Here is a 19291-nt window from a genome sequence, read left to right as displayed (position 1 = left end):
ACCTTTCCTGAAGCATCCCCGTCGAGACGCGCAACCCCGATCAGGTCCGGCCGAGTTGCCGGGCTGCGCCCGGCGGCCCGCACCACCCGAACCAGATTGAGGTTGCCCTTCGGTGCGCTTCGCCGTGGCCGCTTCCTAGTCGGGTTTGCAGCCGGGATGGACCCGGAATGCTCGATCAGGAGAAAGACCATGACCAATCTCGTTATCCTCGTTGGCCGCATCGCTCGCGACCCCGAAACCCGCACTACCCAGGGCGGCACCAACATCACCTCGATCTCGGTCGTCACCGACCGTCCCGCCCGCAAGGACGGCAAGACCTACAAGGACGAAAACGGCTACACCGCCAAGGACAGCGAATTCCACCGCGTGACCTGCTTCAACGGGCTCGGCCAGAACGTCGCCAAGTATTGCACCAAGGGCCAGCTCGTGACGGTCGAGGGGCGCATCCACTATACGCAGTGGGAAGACCAGGACGGCACCAAGCGCTACGGCTGCGAGATCATCGCCGACAAGGTGGACTTCCTCACCAAAGGCCGGGCGTCGAACAATGAGGGTGCGCCCGACATCGACGAGGACTGAGTTCTTCCCGCAAACAACAAGGCTCCGATGGTTCGCGCCATCGGGGCCTTTTTTTGTGCTCGCTGGCGTGAACGGCGGGGCGGGGCATCGAGCCCACACCCCGCCGCGGTTGAAGTGTCAGGCTGGGGAGAGCCGCTTGAGAGCATCGTCGATTCCGATGGTAAGCGATGCGCGGATGAGCTGCTTCAGTTGCGCCGGTTCGATCGTCTCGGCTCCGCATTCGAGAAGAACCTTGCCCAGTTCGCCGGCTGCTTCATCACGGAGCCTGGCCTCCTGTGCATCGAGTTCATCGCGCTGCTCGCGCAGCTTCTTGAGCGCATTACGCGCACTCGGTTTGGACCTGGCCATCATATTGTCCTTTCGCTGGCCGTTGGTCCCCTCCACGCGCGACAGTGCCAGCATGGGGCCATGTAGGAAAACGGTTTTTGCCGCGATGCCAGTGTTTTTCACGCTGACGTTGGAGAGGTCTCTCTCGCAGAAAGTCCAAGTGTGATGCGGGCTTTGGGGCCGCGTCAAGGACGACGGGGCCCCACCATTTTTACCGGGCAAGCCCGGCAAAAATCGTTTCCCCCATCGCCGCTTCGCCGCCGCGCTATGCGCGGTCCCTGACCCGGCCCGTCACCCACATCCTCGCAGCTCCTGATGCGACGCATCGAACATCAGGAGGAAAGATCATGTACGCTTCACTGAACATCGCGCAGGGTTCATTCCAGGCAGATCAGGCAGCTTTCGTTGCCGCACTCGACAAGGCTCATGCCCGGTCCCTTCACAGCTACTTCACCCAATATGTCCTGACCGATGGTGAGGCAGGTTACATCGCGGTCGATGAGGGCGATTACGGCGCACTGCCCAAGGCCATGCTGGACCGGGTCATCGACACGGTGCCTGGAAAGCTGAGCGATGAATTCTGAGGCTACACACAAGGAGGAAGTCCGTCAGGGCTTCCTCCTTTCTTTTTGCTCGGGTCCCGTATCGTCCCTCCCCTGGGTTTCGCGCGAGCATTCCCTGCAGCATCAGTCCTCGGCGTCCGACACATCGAATTCCTCCAGCCGATCGGGCATGTCGAGCACCTTCATGGCCGCTGCTGAAATGGCCTCGGCCTTCGTCGGAAAGGCTTCCGCTGAACTGATCGACACGCCGCTCGAATAGGTAACGGTTGCCTGGAATCCGTTGCCTTTGGGTGTCGCGCTCAGTGTAACGTCCGCCATATCCATGCTCCCGGTGGGATGCCCGCGACACCATTCTTCCTGCCGGCGGACTCGATCGATCTTTAGCACAATCGGCAATCGAGCGGCATCGTCTTCATCCCTTGGACTTCGGACTTCAAAACCGTCGATCCCGTGCAGGTCATGACACTGGGATCTACCCTCTAAGCTGGGGACGGAAGAGCACACCGGACGCAGCTCTGCCGCAGAAAGGTATTATTTACCAAACGGTTGCCTGATTTTGTTCCTCGAAATCGAGGAGCAGAACAATGGGTGCAAATGGCCATGTGCTACCTGAAAAATCAAGCCAGAATCACTTGTTTTCCGGAGCGTCTGATGGGCGCGAGGGGAAGGGTGAGACAAGCGCGCGGAAGGTAAGGCTCAACGGCAATATTGCCCGGCGCAGGCCTGGCAAGGAGATGATCGAGTATTGGGATGAAGACCTGCCCGGCTTTGGCCTGCGGGTGCATCCCTCTGGGCGACGGACCTGGTTCGTGATGTTCCGCCAGCGCCGCAAGCAGCGGCGCGTATCGCTCGGCACATCGCGCCAGATCACCGCAAGGGAAGCGCGGAGACTGGCACGCGACAAGCTGATCGAGGTGGCGCTTGATGGCCTGCCTACGCGAAAAACTTCTGGGTCTGGGTCAAAGCAGGTGCCGCTGATGCGCGACTACGCCGAACGCTTCTGGGCAGATTATGCGCGACACTGGAAACCAAGCACCCGGCGCGGCAATCGTGGCAGCATCAAGCGCCATATCCTTCCGGCTTTCGGCAATCGCCGCGTCGATGAGATCACTAAGGCTGATGTCTTGTTCTGGCGCGACGGATTTGCCGAGCGGACCGGCACTTTCAATCGAACCATTCCGATCCTGTCAGTGATGATGAGCTACGCCGAGAAGCTCGGCCTTCGACCGCGCGGGTCGAACCCCTGCCGAGGCACGCCCCGCTACAAGCGCAAACGAATGGAGCGTTTCCTCTCCGCCCGTGAGTATGGGCAAATGGGGTCCGCACTGATTGACTTCGAGTTGGAGAACCCACTGGTCGTCGCGGCGATCCGTCTCCTGATCTACACCGGCGCGCGCTGCGGAGAGATCGAGAAGCTTCGCTGGGAATGGGTCCAGGAACCCCGCCTGATGCTGCCAGACAGCAAGACGGGTGCGAAGATCGTATATCTCAATCGGCAGGCCGTGAGCGTCATCGCTTCGATCCCGGATCGAGACACGAGCGGACTGCTGTTCCCCTCGACGCGTGATTCTGACAAGCCGACCAAGCTGAGCATGTACTGGCCGGAAATCCGCAATCGCGCCGCATTGCCTGATGTGCGCCTTCATGACCTACGGCACAGCTTCGCTTCGACCGCGATCCGCGACAACATCTCGCTGATGGTGATCGGCAAGCTGCTTGGCCACGCCCTGGCGGAAACTACATCGCGCTACGCGCATCTGTCGGATGAAGTGGTCGCCGATGCAGCCGAGCGCGTCTCGGGATCGATTGCTCGCCTTGTGGGAGTGGGTCGATGAACGCGCGCACGCTCAAGTCCATCGTCGCCGAGGAAATGGGGTCGATGAAGGTCGTCGCGATTGGCAGGACCGATGGGGACAGTCAGCTGCGAAGAACGACCTGGTCGAAGCAGCTGCCAGGCTTTGGCATCAGACACTATGCCAGCGGACGGAGGATCTACATCGTCCAGGCCGCGATGCAGGGTCGCACACGTACGGTGACGATCGGCAATGCCAAGGTGCTGAGCAAAGCCAGGGCGATGGATGTCGCCCGCCGCGTCCTATTGCGCGCGCAGGTTGGTCAGAACCCGGCCGAGAAGCGCAAGCAACGACGCAAGGTGCCGCTTTATTCCGACTTCCTCGACACCTATTGGCGCAAGGTCTCGCCGAGCTGGAAGCGTTCGACGCAGACAACGCACGGGCTCTACCGCCAGAACTACCTGCAATCGGCGTTCGCAGGAATGTTCCTCGACGAGATAGACGAATCCCATGTGCAGGAGTGGTTTAATCGCGTGACTGACATCGGAGGTCCGGGAGCCGCCAACCGTTCCTATGAAATCCTGCGCGCCTTGATGAACAAGGCTGAAAAGTGGGGGATCAAGCCCGAAGGTTCAAATCCCTGCGCTGCGATTAGGATGAACAGACGGCGCAAATGCGAGCGGTTCCTGTCCGATCAGGAGTTCCAGCGTCTGGGAGAAGCGCTCAATAAGCGCCGAAATTCGCATCCGCTACATTGCGCCGCGCTCTATCTCTTGATGCTTACTGGATGCCGCAAATCCGAGATCACTGGGCTATTGTGGAGCGAGGTGAAGGCGAGGCGTTTGCGACTGACCGACAGCAAGACCGGACCGCGCACCGTCTGGCTCGGCGAAGCCGCATGGACAATCCTGCAATGCCTGCCGCGTCACAAGAACCAACCGGAAGTGTTCTGGAATCCCATGACCCGGCGTCCCTTGGTCGTCGACGGATGCTGGAAAGATGTGCGGGCGGATGCAGATCTGCCGGGCGTGCGCCTGCACGACCTGCGGCACAGTTTCGCCAGTCACGCAGCCGCTCGCTCCGAAACACTGCCGATGATCGGCAAACTGCTAGGTCATAGGCATGTGACCACCACCGCCCGCTACGCGCACCTTGACGATGGCCCGGTCATCGAAGCTGGGCAGCGGGTTGGCGACCTGATCGAGCAAATGATGGGCGGCAGCCATTCATTGAACCATAACACTATGTGTGATAGTGAGGCGGTGTTGCATGACTAAGAGCCCGCACATCCGCATTTATGCCAACCGCTGGTTCGCCAAGTTTGCAGCAAAGGAAAGGATCAGCGATGCCACGCTTGCTGATGCCGTTCATCGGGCCGAATCCGGCCTGATCGATGCCGATCTCGGAAGCGGCCTTATCAAGCAGCGCATTGCGCGTCAGGGTCGAGGCAAGTCAGGCGGCTATCGCTCGATCCTGATCTTCCGCTCGGGCGAGCGGGCCATATTCGTGTTTGCTTTCGCCAAGAGTGGGAAAGCAAACCTGAGTGCGGCGGAACTGAAGGTCTATCGCAAGGCTGCTGGCATCATGCTGGAGCTGGACGAGGACCAGATCGAAACTGAAGTTGAAGCAGGCCGATTGGTCGAGGTGAAGAACGATGAGCAAGGCTAAGGCAAAGACCTATAAGAGCGAGGCGATGGCCGCCGTCCACGAGATGATGGAAGGCTTGTCCGACGCGGGCAGCATCGACAAGCGCACCATGCGCGAGTTCGACGCAGCCTGCCTTGCGCCTGCGCCTGTCCTGTCTCCCGACGAGATCAAGGCTATTCGCGAGGCTGAGCATGTCTCGCAACCGGTGTTCGCGCGCTACCTCAATGTGTCAAAGAACCTTGTTTCGGACTGGGAGCGCGGCGCGAAGAAACCGGGAGGTCCAGCGCTGCGACTGCTGTCGATCATTCAGCGCAACGGGTTGGATGCGGTGGCTTGATTTTTGCCCGTAGTTGGAGGGCGACGTTCCACGCTTGCGGATGCGGTGCCAATATGCGCTGTCGGCCGAATACTCGCTTAAGCGCTCGCTGACGCCTTCCGCCGGGCGAACATGCTCACACGCTGATGATTGGCGTGCTCGCGGAAGAGGAACTCGGCGCGTGCGCCGTCGCGATCGCGGATTGCATCGACGATTGCGTGGTGGAAGCCGTGGGCGCGGTGCAGCATTTCGAATGCCTTGCGTAGACCGATCTGGTCGAAGACGATGACCGAGGGTGCGACGAATGGCACGTGCTCGAGCCGCTCCATGAAGGTCGTCAGGATCGGCGACGTGCATGCTTCGATCACAAGCCGGTGGAAGCGTTCGTTCATGCTGCCGTAGCGGTTTTCGTCGTCCAGAGAGAAGCTGCCCTTGTCGAACAGGCGATCCCCTTCGGCCAGACATTCGTCCAGCTTGGCAAGGACTTCTTCGCTGGCGCCTTCTTCTGCCAGCTTTCGCGCGGCCCAGCCTTCGAGCATGGCACGCAAGTCCAGCGCGTCGAAGATTTCCTTCTCGCCGAATTTCGCAACGACGTATCCGCGCTTCCCTACTGGCTCCAGGAATCCCTGTGCCGCGAGCATTGGTAGCAAGCTGCGGACGGGAGTGCGCGAGACGCCAAGGAGTTCTGCCAGACCGGCTTCGGTCAGGCGCTCGCCGGGAGCTAGGTCTTCGCGAAGGATCATTTCCTTGACGGTGTTTTCGAGTGAACCATTTTGCATGGGCTTATTGGAAGGCTCAGCGAAGCCCTTGTCAATCACTTCGACGGCCTTTTTGCCCATTTTGGGATACCAAGAGCGCGAATATCCCGCAGAAATCCGAGAATATGACCTCGATCGTTCAAGTTTGGGATACAAAAATCGTTGAGCCGACTTGTGTGCTGGCGTAGGTGCAGCGCCGAAGCAACGAAATCGGAGAGACGCCATGGGCACTTTGCAGGACAAGATTGATCAGTCGGGCGGCGCGCTCGAAATGCTGCGCAATTCGCAGATCGGTAGCTACGTTTTCCCGGTTGCGCCGGAATTTTCCAACTGGCGCGACGAATGCGAGGCGTGGAACAACACCGCGGTCCTGCTCGACCAGTCGCACCACATGCCGGACCTTTATGTCGAAGGCCCTGACACCATCCGCCTGCTGTCGGATCTCGGTATCAACAAGTTCAAGAACTTTGGTCGCAACAAGGCGAAGCAGTTCGTTTGCTGCAACCACAATGGCGAGGTGATTGGCGACGCTGTCCTGTTCGGCCTCGACGATCACCGCGTGAACCTGGTCGGTCGCCCGCACATCCCCAACTGGGTGCAGTACAACGCTGTTGCCGGTGGTTATGACGTCGTCGTCGAACGCGACGAGCGCACCATTGCCAGTACTCGTGGTCGCCGTACCTTCCGCTTTGAAGTGCAGGGTCCCAAGGCATGGGAAGTCCTGGAGCGCGTGAACGGAGGTCCGATCGAGGACATCAAGTTCTTCAACATGGGCCAGATCAAGGTCGCCGGTCGCAACGTTCGTGCACTCAAGCACGGCATGGCAGCCGCTCCCGGTCTCGAGCTCTGGGGTCCGGCTGACGAAGCTGAGGAAGTGCGCCAGACGATCCTTGAAGCGGGCCGCGATCTCGGCCTGATCCAGGGTGGCGCACGCGCCTACTCCACCGCCAGCACCGAGAGCGGCTGGTATGCCTCTGTGCTGCCTGCGGTGTATACTGACCCCAAGCTGGCTGACTATCGCAAATGGCTGCCGGATCGTGGCTTCGAGGCAGGCGCTTCGCTTGGCGGCAGCATGGTCAGCGATCGCATCGAAGACTACTACATCAGGCCCTGGGACGCCGGGTACAACTTCATCGACTACGACCGCGATTTCATTGGTCGTGACGCCCTGGTCGCTGCCAAGGACGAGCCACGCCTGAAGAAGGTGACCCTGATGTGGAACAACGAAGACGTAGTGGACATTTTCCGCTCGCAGTTCAACGAGGGTGATGAACGCTGCAAGTTCATGGAAGCACCGGCAGCCTACTACGCCACCTTCCCCTTCGATACGGTGATGAAGAACGGCGAAAAGATCGGCGGTTTCTCGACCTATGTCGTCTACAGCTCCAACGCTCGTCGCTGGATTTCGCTGGCACTGCTCGACTCCAGCGCCGTCTCCGAAGGTGACGAGGTGGAACTGACCTGGGGTGAACCCAATGGCGGCTCCAACCGTCCGCTGGTCGAACGTCACCGTCAGTGCACCGTGCGTGCCACGGTCTCTTCGAGCCCGCTCGAAAGCAAGGTGCGTGAGGGTTACCGCCCCTATCTTGCAGCCTGATCAGTCAGAGTCCGGCTCCGGCGATATTTTCTCACTCGCCGCAGGGGCCGGGCTCTTCATCCATGGATCGACCCGTTCCAATCCGAGGTTGATCTGCGCAAGGATCGCCGCGACGCCGCCAAGCATGGCGGCATCCTTGCCAACTTCGGAAGCGCGAAACTCTGCAGCTGTGCCGATCGCCCGGAGATTGATGATTTCCGGCGACGAGTGCAGTCCGTCGAAAACGAACCTGCCTGCCTCGCCTAGCGTACCGCCTAGCGAAACCATGCTTGGCCCAAGGACCCGCACAACGGTTGCAAGCGCACGTCCCAGGTGGACGCCCGCCTCGTAGAGAACCCTCTGACAGGCGGCATCACCAGCCTTGGCACTCTCGACAACTTCATCGAGCGAGTCCTTGCGGTGGTCCATGCTACCAAGCGCCGTCAAGATTGCGCGCTCTGAGGCGAAGCCGGTGAGGCAGCCGCGGCTGCCGCAGAAGCACAGCTCTCCATCTTCTTCGATCACCATGTGACCCATCTCACCGGCCAATCCGGTGCCGCCGTGATAGATTTTGCCATCGATGATTATGCCCCCGCCGATGCCCTGTGAGCAGGTGAGATGGACGAAGTCGTTGTGGCCCTGTCCGACGCCCCACATCCATTCAGCCAATGCGGCGAGGTTGGCGTCGTTGTCGACGACCAATGGCACACGCAGATGTCGATCGAAGTGCTGGAACACGGGCAGGTTGGTCCAGTCGGGATAGCGTTGCCATGCCCACCGGGCGATCATACCTGACCGCCGCTCGATAGGCCCTTCCATGGCGATGCAGATGCCAGAAACGGGAGCATTGCGCGCGGCACCGATCGCGATGGCCCCCTTGGCTACATGCAATACTTCTTCGGGGCTGCCGATCCGGTCATCCGGATTCCTGAGAGCCGCAACATCGAGCGTGATCCGCTCCTGTACCTGGAAGTCGAACAGGGTTGCTTCGGCCTGGCCAGAATGCACGAGGATGGAAACGATCGATCCCCGTGCAGAAGAAAGCGAAACGAGCGCCTCACGCTTGTTCTTCCAGTTGTATTCGAGCGTTCCCTGATCGCGCAGGGCTTGCACGATATTGTTGACTGTTGCTCGCGCCAGGTTCGTCGCGCGGGCGATCTCAGCCTGCGTCGATGGCCCTTTCTGCCTGAGATGATCGAGCACCAACTGGACGTTCGCGGTCCGATCGGTGCGATTAGGAGTTTTGCCCATCTCGTCCACCCTGCCACTTGGTTCTGATTTCTATGTTCCAAATCCGAATGGTCAAGCGCCGACTTCTGCAGTTTTAGCGAAATTCGCGCTCCAGACGCGAACAATAAAGAGATTGAGGGTGTGAACGGTCGAACGGTAGAAAGATCCCACAACATTTGGATGTGATTCGAGACTGAGAACTCGAACGCTCTTTGGGAGGATGCTATGCTTTCTGTTCGCACCGGAATTTCTACGCTCGCGCTCGGCGTGGCTATGGCCGTGTCGGCTCCGGCAATTGCTCAAGAAAATGTCGACGGCGCAGCAGCCAGCGATGACAGCTCTGGCGGCACCATCGTTGTCACCGCAAACCGCCGTGAGCAGGCGCTTGAAGATGTCGCTGGCGCTATCGTCGCGATTTCGGGCGACGAACTGCAGTCGGAAGGCGTCACTAGCGCGACCGATCTGCCCAACGTGCTGCCCAACATCCAGGTGGGTGTCGCCGGTTTCAGCATTCGAGGCGTGGCCAGTGCTGACTTCACTGACAAGGGTGACCCGTCGACTGCGTTCAACCTGAACGGCATCTACATCGCTCGTTTCCCCGACCAATACGCGACCATGTTCGACGTTGAACGGGTTGAGGTCCTTCGCGGGCCGCAGGGTACGCTTTACGGTCGTAATGCCACGGCCGGTGTGGTCAACGTGATCAGCGCCCGTCCGCGCAACTATTTCGAAGCTTCTGGCTCAGCCGAGTACGGCAACTGGGATACCGTTCGCCTGAATGGCATGATCAACGCCCCGCTAGCCGACGGAGTGGCTCTACGCGTGGCTGGTTCGTACAACCGTCACGATGGCTTCACGGCCACTCAGGACGGCAACGACCCGCTCGACAGCCAGGACGACTTTGCGATGCGTGTCAGCCTCAGTGCTGAACTGGGTGATGCCACCGACTTGTTCGTATCGGGCGACTACGCCTGGCTGCGCAACAGTGGCGCCGGTTCGATCGCTCTCGATCGTGCGCTGGCCCAGAACGACGACAAGAGCCTGCGGTACCAGAATCCGGGCCGCGATACCTTCGGTCGCCGCAATACCGGTGGCGTAACCGTCGAACTGAACCACGGCTTTGACTTTGCCGACCTCACCTACCTGTTCGGCTACCGCGAAACCTCTGCCAGCGACCGGGCTTCGCGCAACGATATCCCGGCACCCTTCGTGCCGTTTACCTCAAACGGTGACTTCCTGAACGTTGGTGACAGCAACCAGCAGTCTCACGAACTGCGGCTGGCCTCGAACGGTGGCGGACCGCTGGAATGGGTCGTAGGGGCATACTACTTCAAGGAAAAAGTGCACGTTCAACCAAACCTCGACTTCGTGAACGTCGGCTTTGTTCTGGATTACGATATCGACACCCAAGCCGAATCCGCTGCTGTCTTTGGTCAGGCGACATACGAGCTAGTTGACGGATTCCGGGTAACGGGTGGCCTCCGCTATACTGACGACAAGAAGCGCCGACTGGGATACCAAGACTTCCTGCAAGCTGAAGGCTTTTGCAGCGTACCCGGCAATTGCCGCACAATCTTTGACGGAACGTATCCAGGTGGCGGCATTTCAGGTGACAAGTTTACCTGGCGCGTAGGACTGGAAGCAGACCTCAACCCTGACGTTCTGGCATTCGCCAACGTCACCACCGGATACAAGGCTGGTGGCTTTAACGATGGCTCTCCCGCCGACGTCTCTCCGGTGCCGTTCTACTACCAGCCGGAAACGATCACCTCGTATGAGGCCGGGATCAAGGGTACCGTGCTCGACGAAGCGCTGTATTTCGCGCTGACCGGCTTTATGTACGACTACAAGGATCTACAGCTTGGCCTCGTTCTGTCGACCGGTGGCCAAGTTACGCGCAATATTCCGAGTGCCGATATTGTTGGACTCGAAGCCGAAGGTTGGCTGCGTCTCGGTCCCGGAACGCAGATCGATTACAGCCTCGCTTATCTCAATGCGGAATATAACGATTTCTTCCCGCTACAGAGCGATCCAACCCTGAACTTTGCTGGTACACCGCTCGACCGTTCGCCTGAATGGTCTGGCCGGATCGGCATCACGCAGGATTTCGAGCTCGCCAATGGTGGCCGGATTTCGGGCAGCGCCGCGTTGAAGTTCTCAAGCTCCTATGTCGTGACCGATGGCAATACCGGCGCCCAGATCGCGCAGGAAAATTATACCCGCACCGACCTGACACTCGGCTATTTCGCTCCGGATGACGCATGGTTCATCCAGGCGTTTGCGCGCAATCTGGAAGACAACAGGCTGCTTGGCCAGTTTGAATTGGGTGCTTTCACGCTGACAGATCCACGCCAGTACGGCGTGCGCGCTGGCTTCCAGTTCTAGGCCCACACCGAGACTTACTTCTCCTCCCTGGAACCCGGACCTCATGTCCGGGTGCCGCCCAGCCTCCAGGACTCCCTGAACCGGAGAACAGTGGCGGCTGGCCTAGTACCGGACTAGGAACTCGACAGGATGATGGACATGAAATCGGCCTATGATGTGATTGTTGTCGGTTCCGGGGCGGCGGGAAGCTTCGCCGCGATGGAACTGACGCGACACGGGCTGGATGTCCTGTTGCTGGAAGCCGGTCGAGCCATCACCATGGAAGACTTCCCGGTCAACGGCAAGGGACCGCGTGAAAAAGGTATCCAGCTGTGGGCGCGCATCCGTGCGGCTCTCGATGGCCAGCCGCTGCAATCGCGCGTTGCTCTATACAGCCAGCATCAGCGCCACCTGTTCGTGAACGATCGCGAGCATCCCTATTCGACCCCTCCCGGCAAGCCGTACCTGTGGATCAGGGGCAAGCAGCTTGGCGGGCGTCTGCACACATATGGCCGGGTGCTGATGCGCTGGTCGGATGCAGACTTCAAGGCAGCCAGCCGGGACGGTTACGGGGAAGACTGGCCGATTGGCTATGACGATCTCGCGCCATACTACTCACGTGTCGAAGAGACCCTTGGCATTCGTGGCTGCAAAGACGGGATCCCCAACCTTCCTGATGGAGTCTATGCTGGTCCGTCGAAGCTGACCGAGGCCGAAGCCGACTTCAAATCGAAGGTTGAGAATGAATGGGAGGAGCGCCACGCGATCTCGTGGCGCTACATGCCGCCCAATATCAAGCGCACTCCCCAACCACTTCAGGCGGCACTCGACACCGGCAATCTCGACGTTCGCTCGGATGCGGTGGTGCGGCGGATCGTGACTGATCCCACGACCGGGAAAGCGACAGGTGTCGAGTTTGTCGATCGGCAAACGCGCGAAGTGCATCAGGTAGGCTGTCGCACAGTGTTCGTCGGCGCGTCGGCGATCGAGACGGTGCGCCTTTTGCTTAATTCAAGCTCGGACCGTCATCCTGATGGGCTTGGCAATTCCTCTGGCAACCTTGGTCGCTATTTCATGGATCAGTTGCCGAGCATGATCATGGGCACTGTTCCCGGTCGGACCGGCTGGGAAGCAGACGATACTGTCGAGCCTGATCCATTTTATGGCGTGAGCGGCGGCGTCTACATTCCGCGTTTCGCCAACCTCGGCAATCGCAGTGACCCGGACTTTATTCGCGGGTTCGGCTTCCAGGGCACCATCGGCAGGCTCTTCTCGCGGGACGACCAGCCTGCCAAGTTCGGCATCATGGGGTTCGGCGAAATGCTGCCGCAGGCGGACAACCGTGTCTCGCTCGACCGTCGCCGCAAGGACAAGTGGGGCATGCCGATCCCGCACATTGCCTGTGCGATGGGCGAGAACGACAAGGCGATGCTCGCACGCCAGGTCGAGGCTATCGACGAAATGGCTTCCGCGGCTGGCCTCGGTACCCAGTTCGTTGGTTCCTACCTGGGCTTGCAGGAAAAGGGGGAGGGCGCCTTCCCGGAAGCAGACTGGTTCAGCCGTTTCCTGTTCCGCACCAATTTCCGCAAGAGCATGGCAATGGGTGCCGCGATCCACGAAAGCGGCGGCGCGCGCATGGGCGATGATCCGGCAAAGTCGGTGCTCAATCCGCACAACCAGTTGTGGGACGCGCCGAACGTTTTCGTGACCGATGCCAGCAGCTTCGCAACCAGCGGCTGCTCGGGCACTACTCTTACCTTGATGGCGTTGAGCCTGCGTGCGGGCGAGTATGCCGCAAAGGCAATGACCAACGGGGAGCTCTAGACGAGGACACGATGGCAGGACCTGCAACACCCCCGGCGAGCGAGGCCAATCTCGAAGTCATCCCCCTGAGTGGAGGCGATCGCACGCTTGCAATGCGGCTGAGCGCCATGATGCTCCTCGAGTTCTTCGTCTTCGGAGCTTGGTTCGCAACGCTGGGACTGGTGCTGGCGACCAATGGCGCTGCCGACATCATTGGGCAGGCCTATCTGTTGAGTGCAGTCGCCGCGATCATCTCACCGCTTTTCATGGGTGCGATCGGTGACCGCTACCTGCCGCCACGCGTCTTGCTGTCATTGCTGCACGTGGCCGGGGCGATCGTCCTCTTCGCGATCCCCAATCTCATTGCCAGCGGCGCGACTGGAACGACGCTGGCGATGATCTTCGTACATATGCTGTTCTTCCAGCCGACGCTTGGACTGGTGAACTCGCTCGCTCTGGCTGAACTTGGCGTGCAGCAGCGGATCTTCCCCTATGTGCGGGTTTTCGGTCCGCTTGGATGGGTCGTGGCAGGCCTTACAGTCGGTGCACTCGGCTTCTCCGCTTCGACCAATGTATTTTATGTCGCCGCCGCAGGTGCGGTTGCGCTCGCGATCTATGCACTTACGCTCCCCGCCAGCCCCCCTCCGGCCAAAGGCGCAAGGTTCTCGCTTGGAGACGTCATCGGCATCGATGCGCTCAGCCTTTTCCGTGATCGCAAGTTCGCGGTGCTGATGGGATGCACTCTGTTCACTTCGATTTCGCTGGCATTCTACAACGCCTTTGCTTCGCCATATCTTGGTGCGCTGGGGTTCGAGAATGTCGCAGGCGTGTTGGCACTTGGGCAATTGTCCGAAGTGCTCTTCATCGTCACCATTCCCTTCGTCCTGGCGCGGATCAGCATGAAGGCGGCGATGCTGTTCGGGATGGCCATGTGGGGCGTGCGCTTCCTGCTTTTCATTCTGGCAGCCGATGGTTCCAACACTTTCGCTGTCGTTGGCGTCGCGCTGCACGGCATCTGCAACGACTACTTCATCGTGATCGCCGCCATGTTCATCGCAAAGATTGCCCCTGCGCGTCTGGCTGCGCAGGCTCAGAGCTGGTTGATCCTGATGATCTCCGGCTTTGGTGCTGCGATTGGATCGGCCTTGTCTGGCCAGCTTTTCGCGGCCTTCGTCACGCGTAACGTGGCTGAAGGAGCGAGCGCATGGGTCCCAATGTGGTGGGTTCCGGTCGGCCTTGCGGTCGCCACTACCGTGATTTGGATCGCCCTGTTTCCATCCAAGCCCGCGGGCGAGAAGCCCAAGGAAGACTACAATGTTTGATAACTACCTTATCCGCCAGGATAGCCTCCGCAACGACGTCGAAGATGGCGAGGTAGTCGGCTTTTCGATGGCCGTCCGGATCGCGAACTATCGCGGCGTTTTCCTCTCGCTGCACACCGGCTACTACCTGTGCGTTGATGGCACCGTCTTCCCGCGTGACGCGCAGACGTTCGAGGTCAATGGCCAGCCGCCACGCAGCTTCGAGGAGATCAAAAAGGCTGTCTGGGAGCACTGGGACTATGACGACGAAGCCATACTCCACGTTCGCAAGCCCGGCGGCCTTGAGCCCGGCACGCATGTGATCGATTTCCAGCAATGCGTGATCGCGGCCTATGGTTACCTGCCCACGGACGAAGCGTGGGTGGAAGCGCCACCCGAACCTGGCACCGGCGCGGGTTCTGACAAGACACCGCAGGTGGTAACCTACGAACTCGAACTCCAGCCCAACGAACAGGTGCTCGCATGAAGCTCGGTGTCTCACTCTATAGCTACCAGCAGTCACAGTTCTTTCGCGAGCTGACGCTTGAAGACCAGATCCGCGAAGTGGGCGAGAACCTGCCGGGCGCGGACGGTATCGAGATCGTTGATGAAATGAGCCTGCGTTACCCCGATCCGGGCGAGGAGTTCGTGCGCCAGTGGTTCGGGTGGATGGAACGGTACGGCACGGTTCCGGTAACGATGGATGTGTCTTTCGACGTCCTCCAGTTCCGCGATCATGTCATGTCCTACGAGGAAGTGGCGGATCGCCTCATTCGCGACATGCATCTCGCCAAGCGGCTGGGCTTCAGCAATGTTCGCGTGCTTTCCACCTGTCCGTTCGAGGTCATGGTGATGGCTCTGCCGACTGCCGAAAAGCTGGACCTCAGGCTGGGCAAGGAAGTGCACCAGCCGATGAAACTGGAAGGCAGGCAGGTTACCGAGATCATTGAATTTGCCGAGCGCGAAGGGACTGACCGTTTGGGCATCGTGCCTGATTTCGGCATTTTTGGTTTTCGCCCCACTGAAGTCCTTCTGGCGCAATACGAACGTCGCGGTGCAAGCCCGCAAGCAAGCGCGGCAGCGGTGGAACTGTCCCTGCTCCTGCGCGAGGACAGAGGGCCGTTTCCACTCGACGCCGTGTCGCTGGAGACTGCGGGCAATCTGCGTGCAGCTTTCAAACGCTACCTGACCACTGGCGAAGCTGTGGCGGAACTGGCTGGCCCGTTTTCGGAACTCAAAGCATTCGCCGATGCGCGCGTCGAGCAACCCGGCGAGCTTGACTACATCGTCGTCGCCGAGGCGATCATGCAGTCGAACACCGGGCTTGATACGATGCGCCAGCTTGCCGGACACGTCGTCAGCTGCCACGGCAAGTTCAATCATATGTCCGAAATCCCGGGGCGACCCGGCGAGTATCAGGACATCGCCATCGATTATGAAGGTGCCCTTCGCGCTCTGCAACAAGGTGGCTTCACCGGCTACATCAACACCGAATATGAAGGTCAGCGCTACTCGCAGGACCGCACGCGCGCTGAAATGATGGACGAGGTGGAGCAGGTCCACCGCCATCACGAAATGCTGCGCCGACTGCTGCGCGTTCCGGTGGACGCCTAATATCGTGGCGGAAGGGCCTGCAAATCGTCTTCTTGCTTTTGTCGGCACTTACGCTGGTGAAGGCGGTGGTCCGGGCGGCATCTACACCTTCGAAATCAGCGATGATGGCCGGAATATCGAACAACTCGGTCACCATTCCGTGCCGCAAGAAGCTGGCTACCTTGTCTATTCGCCGGCGACCGAAACCTTGTTCGCCGTGAACGAGGTCAAGACCGATGGGCGCGGGCCGGTGGGCAGAGCGTCTTCGGTCCATGCGCTGAGGCTCGATCTTGAATCTGGGGAACTTGCCCACCTTGGTTCCCGACCATCTCTTGGTGCCTTCCCCTGCTACCTTGCGCACGACCCGAAGCGAGGCTTGCTCGTCAGCGCCAACCATGCGGGCTTCACCCACGTCGAGAAACTGGTTCAGCGCGACGATGGCCATTGGGAAACTCGTTTCGACTACGATGACTCTACGGTTTCGGTCTTTCCGCTGACAGCGGATGGTCGGATCGAACCGGCTAGCGACGTTCACCTCTTTTCAGGCCATGGCAAAGACCCCAATTCTTCGCCGCAAAACGGCGGTCACGCGCAGTCCGGCCCGCATGCACACAGCGCTGTGATCGATCCCTCGGGCGAGTTCCTGCTGGTCTGCGACAAGGGCACAGACCGCATTCACGTCTTCCAGCTAAGCGCGAAGCTGGAGGAGGTCTTCGTTCTGCAATTGGCCGAAGAAACCGGGCCGCGCCATCTCGCCTTCGATCCGGTAACCGGCCTTGCTTTCGCGACCTGCGAGTTCGCGTCCACGATAGCAACGCTGGCGTTTGATGCCGCAACGGGAATGCTCGAAGAACTGTCTCAGGTGAGCACCTTGCCGTCCGGCTATGACGGCCCGAATGAACCTGCTGAAATTCGGGTCCATCCACAGGGCGGGTTCGTCTATGCCAATAATCGCGGCGAGGACTGCATCGCCTGGTTTGCAATCGGGCAGGACGGCCAACTCGAACGCCAAGGCTCGGTCCCGCTGGCCAAGTCCCTGCACCCTGGCGTAGCAGCGCGCAGCTTTGCTTTTGCCCCGGGTGGAAGCTTTCTGATGGTCGCCGACCGACCGGCTGACCTCGTGGCATCATATTCGGTTTGCGATCGCTCTGGCGCACTCACCTTGTTGGCGCAGGCGACGGTGCCTGATCCCGCGTTCGTAGCATTTGCCAGACTCGAGCCGACACATAGTGGAAGAGGAGCAAAATGATGCGTCGTCTCAGGATGGGCATGATCGGTGGCGGACCGGGAGCCTTTATCGGTCCGGTGCACCGCTTCGCTGCCGAGCTTGATCGCGAAATCGAATTGGTCGCGGGTGTGTTTTCTTCAAACGCTGATCGATCGAGCTCAGCTGCCGCTCAGTATCTGATCGATCCGGCCCGCGCTTACGGCTCGCTGGACGAGATGTTCGCTGCCGAGAAGGCTCGCGAGGACGGGATCGATTTCGTCTCGATCGTTACGCCGAACCACAACCACCTGCCGTCTGCTCGCGCTGCGCTGGCGGCGGGTCTTCCGGTCATGACAGACAAGCCATTGACCGCAACGCTGGCTGAAGCGCAAGAACTATCAGGAACGGTCGCCAAAGCGGGCCTGCCCTTCGGTGTCACCTTCACCTACACCGGCTATCCACTGGTCCGCGAAATGCGCGAGCGGATCGCTGCTGGCGCTATCGGGACCTTGCGCAAGGTCGTGGTCGAATACCCTCAAGGCTGGCTGTCGCAACCCGCTGAGGGCAAGCAGGCCGAATGGCGTGTCGATCCGGCGCAGGCGGGCGCGGGCGGGTGCATCGGCGACATCGGTGTGCACGCTTTCAACCTCGCCGAATTTGTTACCGGGGAGAAAGTCACGCGCCTGTTGGGCGACCTTGATGCGGTGGTTCCCGGTCGTACGCTGGACGACGATTGCACCGTATTGCTGCGCTTCGCCAACGGTGCGCGCGGCGTGCTGCTGGCGAGCCAGATCGAAGTGGGCGAGCTCAACGGCACGCGCATCCGCGTCTATGGCGACAAGGCCGGGATGCGCTGGCAGCAGGACGATGCGAACCGGCTGGAGATACTCCACGCCGATGGCCGGATAGAGACGATCCAGACCGGTACCGACGCGGTCGGTCCGCTCGCCGCGGCGCGAACCCGCACGCCGGGCGGCCATCCCGAAGGCTACCTCGAAGCCTTCGCCAATATCTACCGTGACTTTGCCGCCACCTTGCGCGGTGAGGATGCGCCATGCTTGCCGGGCATTGCCGAAGGGCTGCGCGGCATGGCTTTCATCGATACCGCCGTCCGCGCCAGCGCCAACGAGGCTGGCTGGGTGGACCTGACTGTCTGAGAAGCGGGAGAGAGCACATGAAAACGATCAAGGGACCGGCGATCTTCCTCGCCCAGTTCGCGGGCGACTCAGCCCCGTTCAATTCGCTCGACGCGATCTGCGAATGGGTTTCGGGCCTAGGCTACAAGGGTATCCAAATCCCCAGCTGGGACGGACGCTTGTTCGACTTGATGAAGGCTGCCGACAGCCAAGACTACTGCGATGAAGTGACAGGTGTCGCCGCCTCGCATGGTCTCGAAATCACCGAGCTTTCATCTCACTTGCAAGGTCAGCTGGTCGCCGTGCATCCGGCCTACGATGCCATGTTCGATGGCTTTGCGGCAGAACACGTGCGCGGCAATCCCAAGGCGCGGCAGGAATGGGCGGTCGACCAGGTGAAGAAGGCAGGCACGGCCAGCAAGCGGCTGGGCCTCAACGCCCACGCCAGCTTCTCCGGCGCGCTGGCGTGGCCCTACATCTATCCCTGGCCGCAGCGCCCCGCTGGGCTGGTGGAAGACGCCTTCGACGAACTGGCGCGTCGCTGGCTGCCAATCCTCGATCACTTCGACGATTGCGGCGTTGATATCGCCTACGAGATCCATCCCGGCGAAGACCTGCACGACGGCGTGACCTATGAGATGTTCCTCGCGCGCACCGGCAACCACCCGCGCGCGAACATCCTTTACGATCCCAGCCACTTCGTGCTGCAATGCCTCGACTACCTCGACTACATCGATATCTATCACGAGCGCATCAAGTGCTTCCATGTGAAGGATGCGGAGTTCAACCCGACCGGGCGGCAGGGCGTCTACGGCGGCTACCAGTCATGGGTAGATCGGGCTGGTCGTTTTCGCTCGCTGGGTGACGGGCAAGTCGATTTCTCGGGCATCTTTTCGAAGATGGCGCAGTACGATTTCGCCGGTTGGGCCGTGCTCGAATGGGAGTGCGCGCTGAAGCACCCGGCGCAAGGCGCGGCTGAAGGCGCGCCATTCATCGCCGATCACATCATCCGCGTCACCGAACACGCCTTCGACGACTTCGCTGCGGGTAACGCAGACCGCGACCTCAACAAGCGCGTGATGGGAATAACGGACTAGT

Annotated in this window: 19 protein-coding genes; 15 read left to right on the top strand and 4 right to left on the bottom strand. The window is 60.3% G+C overall.

Features of this window, described 5'->3' with window-relative positions; genetic code table 11:
* Positions 1 to 189 precede the first annotated feature (189 nt).
* Complete coding sequence (locus AEB_RS13610; protein ID WP_038575578.1) at positions 190 to 579, top strand: single-stranded DNA-binding protein; 390 nt, start codon at positions 190 to 192, stop codon at positions 577 to 579.
* A 117-nt stretch (positions 580 to 696) separates the two neighbouring features.
* On the opposite strand, the gene AEB_RS13605 is transcribed toward AEB_RS13610, so the two are convergent.
* The gene (locus tag AEB_RS13605; RefSeq protein WP_231958738.1) at positions 697 to 981 is read right to left on the bottom strand and encodes a DUF6437 family protein; all 285 of its coding nucleotides are present in this window, start codon (positions 979 to 981) and stop codon (positions 697 to 699) included.
* A 272-nt stretch (positions 982 to 1253) separates the two neighbouring features.
* On the opposite strand from AEB_RS13605, the gene AEB_RS13600 reads away from it, so the two are divergent.
* Complete coding sequence (locus AEB_RS13600) at positions 1254 to 1490, top strand: hypothetical protein (protein ID WP_013832744.1); 237 nt, start codon at positions 1254 to 1256, stop codon at positions 1488 to 1490.
* 102 nt (positions 1491 to 1592) lie between these two features.
* On the opposite strand, the gene AEB_RS13595 is transcribed toward AEB_RS13600, so the two are convergent.
* Positions 1593 to 1787 carry a hypothetical protein gene (locus AEB_RS13595; protein ID WP_103729563.1) on the bottom strand — a complete coding sequence of 65 codons (195 nt, stop codon included), beginning with the start codon at positions 1785 to 1787 and terminating at the stop codon, positions 1593 to 1595.
* 266 nt (positions 1788 to 2053) lie between these two features.
* On the opposite strand from AEB_RS13595, the gene AEB_RS13590 reads away from it, so the two are divergent.
* From AEB_RS13590 to AEB_RS13575, 4 genes are read left to right on the top strand one after another with little or no spacing between them, the layout of a single operon-like run.
* Positions 2054 to 3304, top strand: a complete 1251-nt coding sequence (locus tag AEB_RS13590; protein ID WP_188115283.1) for a tyrosine-type recombinase/integrase — start codon at positions 2054 to 2056, stop codon at positions 3302 to 3304.
* Positions 3301 to 4539: a tyrosine-type recombinase/integrase gene (locus AEB_RS13585; RefSeq protein WP_119083629.1), complete on the top strand. Its 1239-nt coding sequence runs from the start codon at positions 3301 to 3303 to the stop codon at positions 4537 to 4539. The genes AEB_RS13590 and AEB_RS13585 overlap by 4 nt, the downstream gene beginning before the upstream one ends.
* A complete protein-coding gene (locus AEB_RS13580; RefSeq protein WP_231958736.1) occupies positions 4532 to 4930 on the top strand; it encodes a type II toxin-antitoxin system RelE/ParE family toxin in 399 nt (132 codons plus the stop codon). Before AEB_RS13585 ends, AEB_RS13580 begins: the two co-directional genes overlap by 8 nt.
* A 25-nt stretch (positions 4931 to 4955) precedes the next feature.
* Positions 4956 to 5246, top strand: a complete 291-nt coding sequence (locus tag AEB_RS13575) for a helix-turn-helix domain-containing protein (RefSeq protein ID WP_231958734.1) — start codon at positions 4956 to 4958, stop codon at positions 5244 to 5246.
* Between the two features lie 77 nt (positions 5247 to 5323).
* On the opposite strand, the gene AEB_RS13570 is transcribed toward AEB_RS13575, so the two are convergent.
* Positions 5324 to 6064: a GntR family transcriptional regulator gene (locus tag AEB_RS13570; protein WP_231958732.1), complete on the bottom strand. Its 741-nt coding sequence runs from the start codon at positions 6062 to 6064 to the stop codon at positions 5324 to 5326.
* A 142-nt stretch (positions 6065 to 6206) separates the two neighbouring features.
* Here AEB_RS13570 and AEB_RS13565 point away from each other — a divergent pair, with 142 nt between their 5' ends.
* The gene (locus AEB_RS13565; RefSeq protein WP_119083626.1) at positions 6207 to 7580 is read left to right on the top strand and encodes an aminomethyltransferase family protein; all 1374 of its coding nucleotides are present in this window, start codon (positions 6207 to 6209) and stop codon (positions 7578 to 7580) included.
* On the opposite strand, the gene AEB_RS13560 is transcribed toward AEB_RS13565, so the two are convergent.
* The gene (locus AEB_RS13560) at positions 7581 to 8810 is read right to left on the bottom strand and encodes an ROK family transcriptional regulator (RefSeq protein WP_119083625.1); all 1230 of its coding nucleotides are present in this window, start codon (positions 8808 to 8810) and stop codon (positions 7581 to 7583) included. It lies immediately after the preceding gene.
* Between the two features lie 204 nt (positions 8811 to 9014).
* Here AEB_RS13560 and AEB_RS13555 point away from each other — a divergent pair, with 204 nt between their 5' ends.
* The 8 genes from AEB_RS13555 to AEB_RS13520 all read left to right on the top strand — a co-directional run bounded on the left by AEB_RS13555 (position 9015) and on the right by AEB_RS13520 (position 19290).
* Entirely contained in the window at positions 9015 to 11174 is a 2160-nt protein-coding gene (locus tag AEB_RS13555; protein ID WP_119083624.1) for a TonB-dependent receptor, read from the top strand.
* 138 nt (positions 11175 to 11312) lie between these two features.
* Positions 11313 to 12977, top strand: a complete 1665-nt coding sequence (locus AEB_RS13550) for an FAD-dependent oxidoreductase (protein ID WP_119084637.1) — start codon at positions 11313 to 11315, stop codon at positions 12975 to 12977.
* Positions 12978 to 13069: 92 nt separating this feature from the next.
* Entirely contained in the window at positions 13070 to 14278 is a 1209-nt protein-coding gene (locus AEB_RS13545; RefSeq protein WP_231958730.1) for an MFS transporter, read from the top strand.
* Positions 14271 to 14744 carry a C-glycoside deglycosidase beta subunit domain-containing protein gene (locus AEB_RS13540; RefSeq protein WP_119083622.1) on the top strand — a complete coding sequence of 158 codons (474 nt, stop codon included), beginning with the start codon at positions 14271 to 14273 and terminating at the stop codon, positions 14742 to 14744. The genes AEB_RS13545 and AEB_RS13540 overlap by 8 nt, the downstream gene beginning before the upstream one ends.
* On the top strand, positions 14741 to 15871 hold the full coding sequence (locus AEB_RS13535) for a xylose isomerase (RefSeq protein WP_119083621.1): 1131 nt from the start codon (positions 14741 to 14743) through the stop codon (positions 15869 to 15871). The genes AEB_RS13540 and AEB_RS13535 overlap by 4 nt, the downstream gene beginning before the upstream one ends.
* A 4-nt stretch (positions 15872 to 15875) precedes the next feature.
* Positions 15876 to 17099: a lactonase family protein gene (locus tag AEB_RS13530; RefSeq protein WP_119083620.1), complete on the top strand. Its 1224-nt coding sequence runs from the start codon at positions 15876 to 15878 to the stop codon at positions 17097 to 17099.
* Positions 17099 to 18214 carry a Gfo/Idh/MocA family protein gene (locus AEB_RS13525; RefSeq protein ID WP_119083619.1) on the top strand — a complete coding sequence of 372 codons (1116 nt, stop codon included), beginning with the start codon at positions 17099 to 17101 and terminating at the stop codon, positions 18212 to 18214. The genes AEB_RS13530 and AEB_RS13525 overlap by 1 nt, the downstream gene beginning before the upstream one ends.
* A gap of 17 nt (positions 18215 to 18231) precedes the next feature.
* The gene (locus AEB_RS13520; protein WP_119083618.1) at positions 18232 to 19290 is read left to right on the top strand and encodes a sugar phosphate isomerase/epimerase family protein; all 1059 of its coding nucleotides are present in this window, start codon (positions 18232 to 18234) and stop codon (positions 19288 to 19290) included.
* Position 19291 lies beyond the last annotated feature (1 nt).

It is taken from the genome of Altererythrobacter sp. B11, from assembly GCF_003569745.1.
In the GTDB taxonomy this organism is placed as follows: Bacteria; Pseudomonadota; Alphaproteobacteria; order Sphingomonadales; family Sphingomonadaceae; genus Croceibacterium_C.
Note: the sequence above shows the minus strand (reverse complement) of the source record. Positions and strands in the feature narration are given on the sequence as shown.

What these genes read in the sequence shown, in the direction of transcription:
- AEB_RS13525 (WP_119083619.1), top strand. Translation starts at nt 17,099, where the DNA reads ATGCGTCGTCTCAGGATGGGCATGATCGGTGGCGGACCGGGAGCCTTT.
- AEB_RS13545 (WP_231958730.1), top strand. Translation starts at nt 13,070, where the DNA reads ATGCGGCTGAGCGCCATGATGCTCCTCGAGTTCTTCGTCTTCGGAGCT.
- AEB_RS13550 (WP_119084637.1), top strand. Translation starts at nt 11,313, where the DNA reads ATGAAATCGGCCTATGATGTGATTGTTGTCGGTTCCGGGGCGGCGGGA.
- AEB_RS13520 (WP_119083618.1), top strand. Translation starts at nt 18,232, where the DNA reads ATGAAAACGATCAAGGGACCGGCGATCTTCCTCGCCCAGTTCGCGGGC.
- AEB_RS13590 (WP_188115283.1), top strand. Translation starts at nt 2,054, where the DNA reads ATGGGTGCAAATGGCCATGTGCTACCTGAAAAATCAAGCCAGAATCAC.
- AEB_RS13570 (WP_231958732.1), bottom strand. Translation starts at nt 6,064, where the DNA reads ATGGGCAAAAAGGCCGTCGAAGTGATTGACAAGGGCTTCGCTGAGCCT.
- AEB_RS13585 (WP_119083629.1), top strand. Translation starts at nt 3,301, where the DNA reads ATGAACGCGCGCACGCTCAAGTCCATCGTCGCCGAGGAAATGGGGTCG.
- AEB_RS13555 (WP_119083624.1), top strand. Translation starts at nt 9,015, where the DNA reads ATGCTTTCTGTTCGCACCGGAATTTCTACGCTCGCGCTCGGCGTGGCT.
- AEB_RS13610 (WP_038575578.1), top strand. Translation starts at nt 190, where the DNA reads ATGACCAATCTCGTTATCCTCGTTGGCCGCATCGCTCGCGACCCCGAA.
- AEB_RS13535 (WP_119083621.1), top strand. Translation starts at nt 14,741, where the DNA reads ATGAAGCTCGGTGTCTCACTCTATAGCTACCAGCAGTCACAGTTCTTT.
- AEB_RS13565 (WP_119083626.1), top strand. Translation starts at nt 6,207, where the DNA reads ATGGGCACTTTGCAGGACAAGATTGATCAGTCGGGCGGCGCGCTCGAA.
- AEB_RS13600 (WP_013832744.1), top strand. Translation starts at nt 1,254, where the DNA reads ATGTACGCTTCACTGAACATCGCGCAGGGTTCATTCCAGGCAGATCAG.
- AEB_RS13560 (WP_119083625.1), bottom strand. Translation starts at nt 8,810, where the DNA reads ATGGGCAAAACTCCTAATCGCACCGATCGGACCGCGAACGTCCAGTTG.
- AEB_RS13575 (WP_231958734.1), top strand. Translation starts at nt 4,956, where the DNA reads ATGGCCGCCGTCCACGAGATGATGGAAGGCTTGTCCGACGCGGGCAGC.
- AEB_RS13580 (WP_231958736.1), top strand. Translation starts at nt 4,532, where the DNA reads ATGACTAAGAGCCCGCACATCCGCATTTATGCCAACCGCTGGTTCGCC.
- AEB_RS13605 (WP_231958738.1), bottom strand. Translation starts at nt 981, where the DNA reads ATGCTGGCACTGTCGCGCGTGGAGGGGACCAACGGCCAGCGAAAGGAC.
- AEB_RS13595 (WP_103729563.1), bottom strand. Translation starts at nt 1,787, where the DNA reads ATGGCGGACGTTACACTGAGCGCGACACCCAAAGGCAACGGATTCCAG.
- AEB_RS13540 (WP_119083622.1), top strand. Translation starts at nt 14,271, where the DNA reads ATGTTTGATAACTACCTTATCCGCCAGGATAGCCTCCGCAACGACGTC.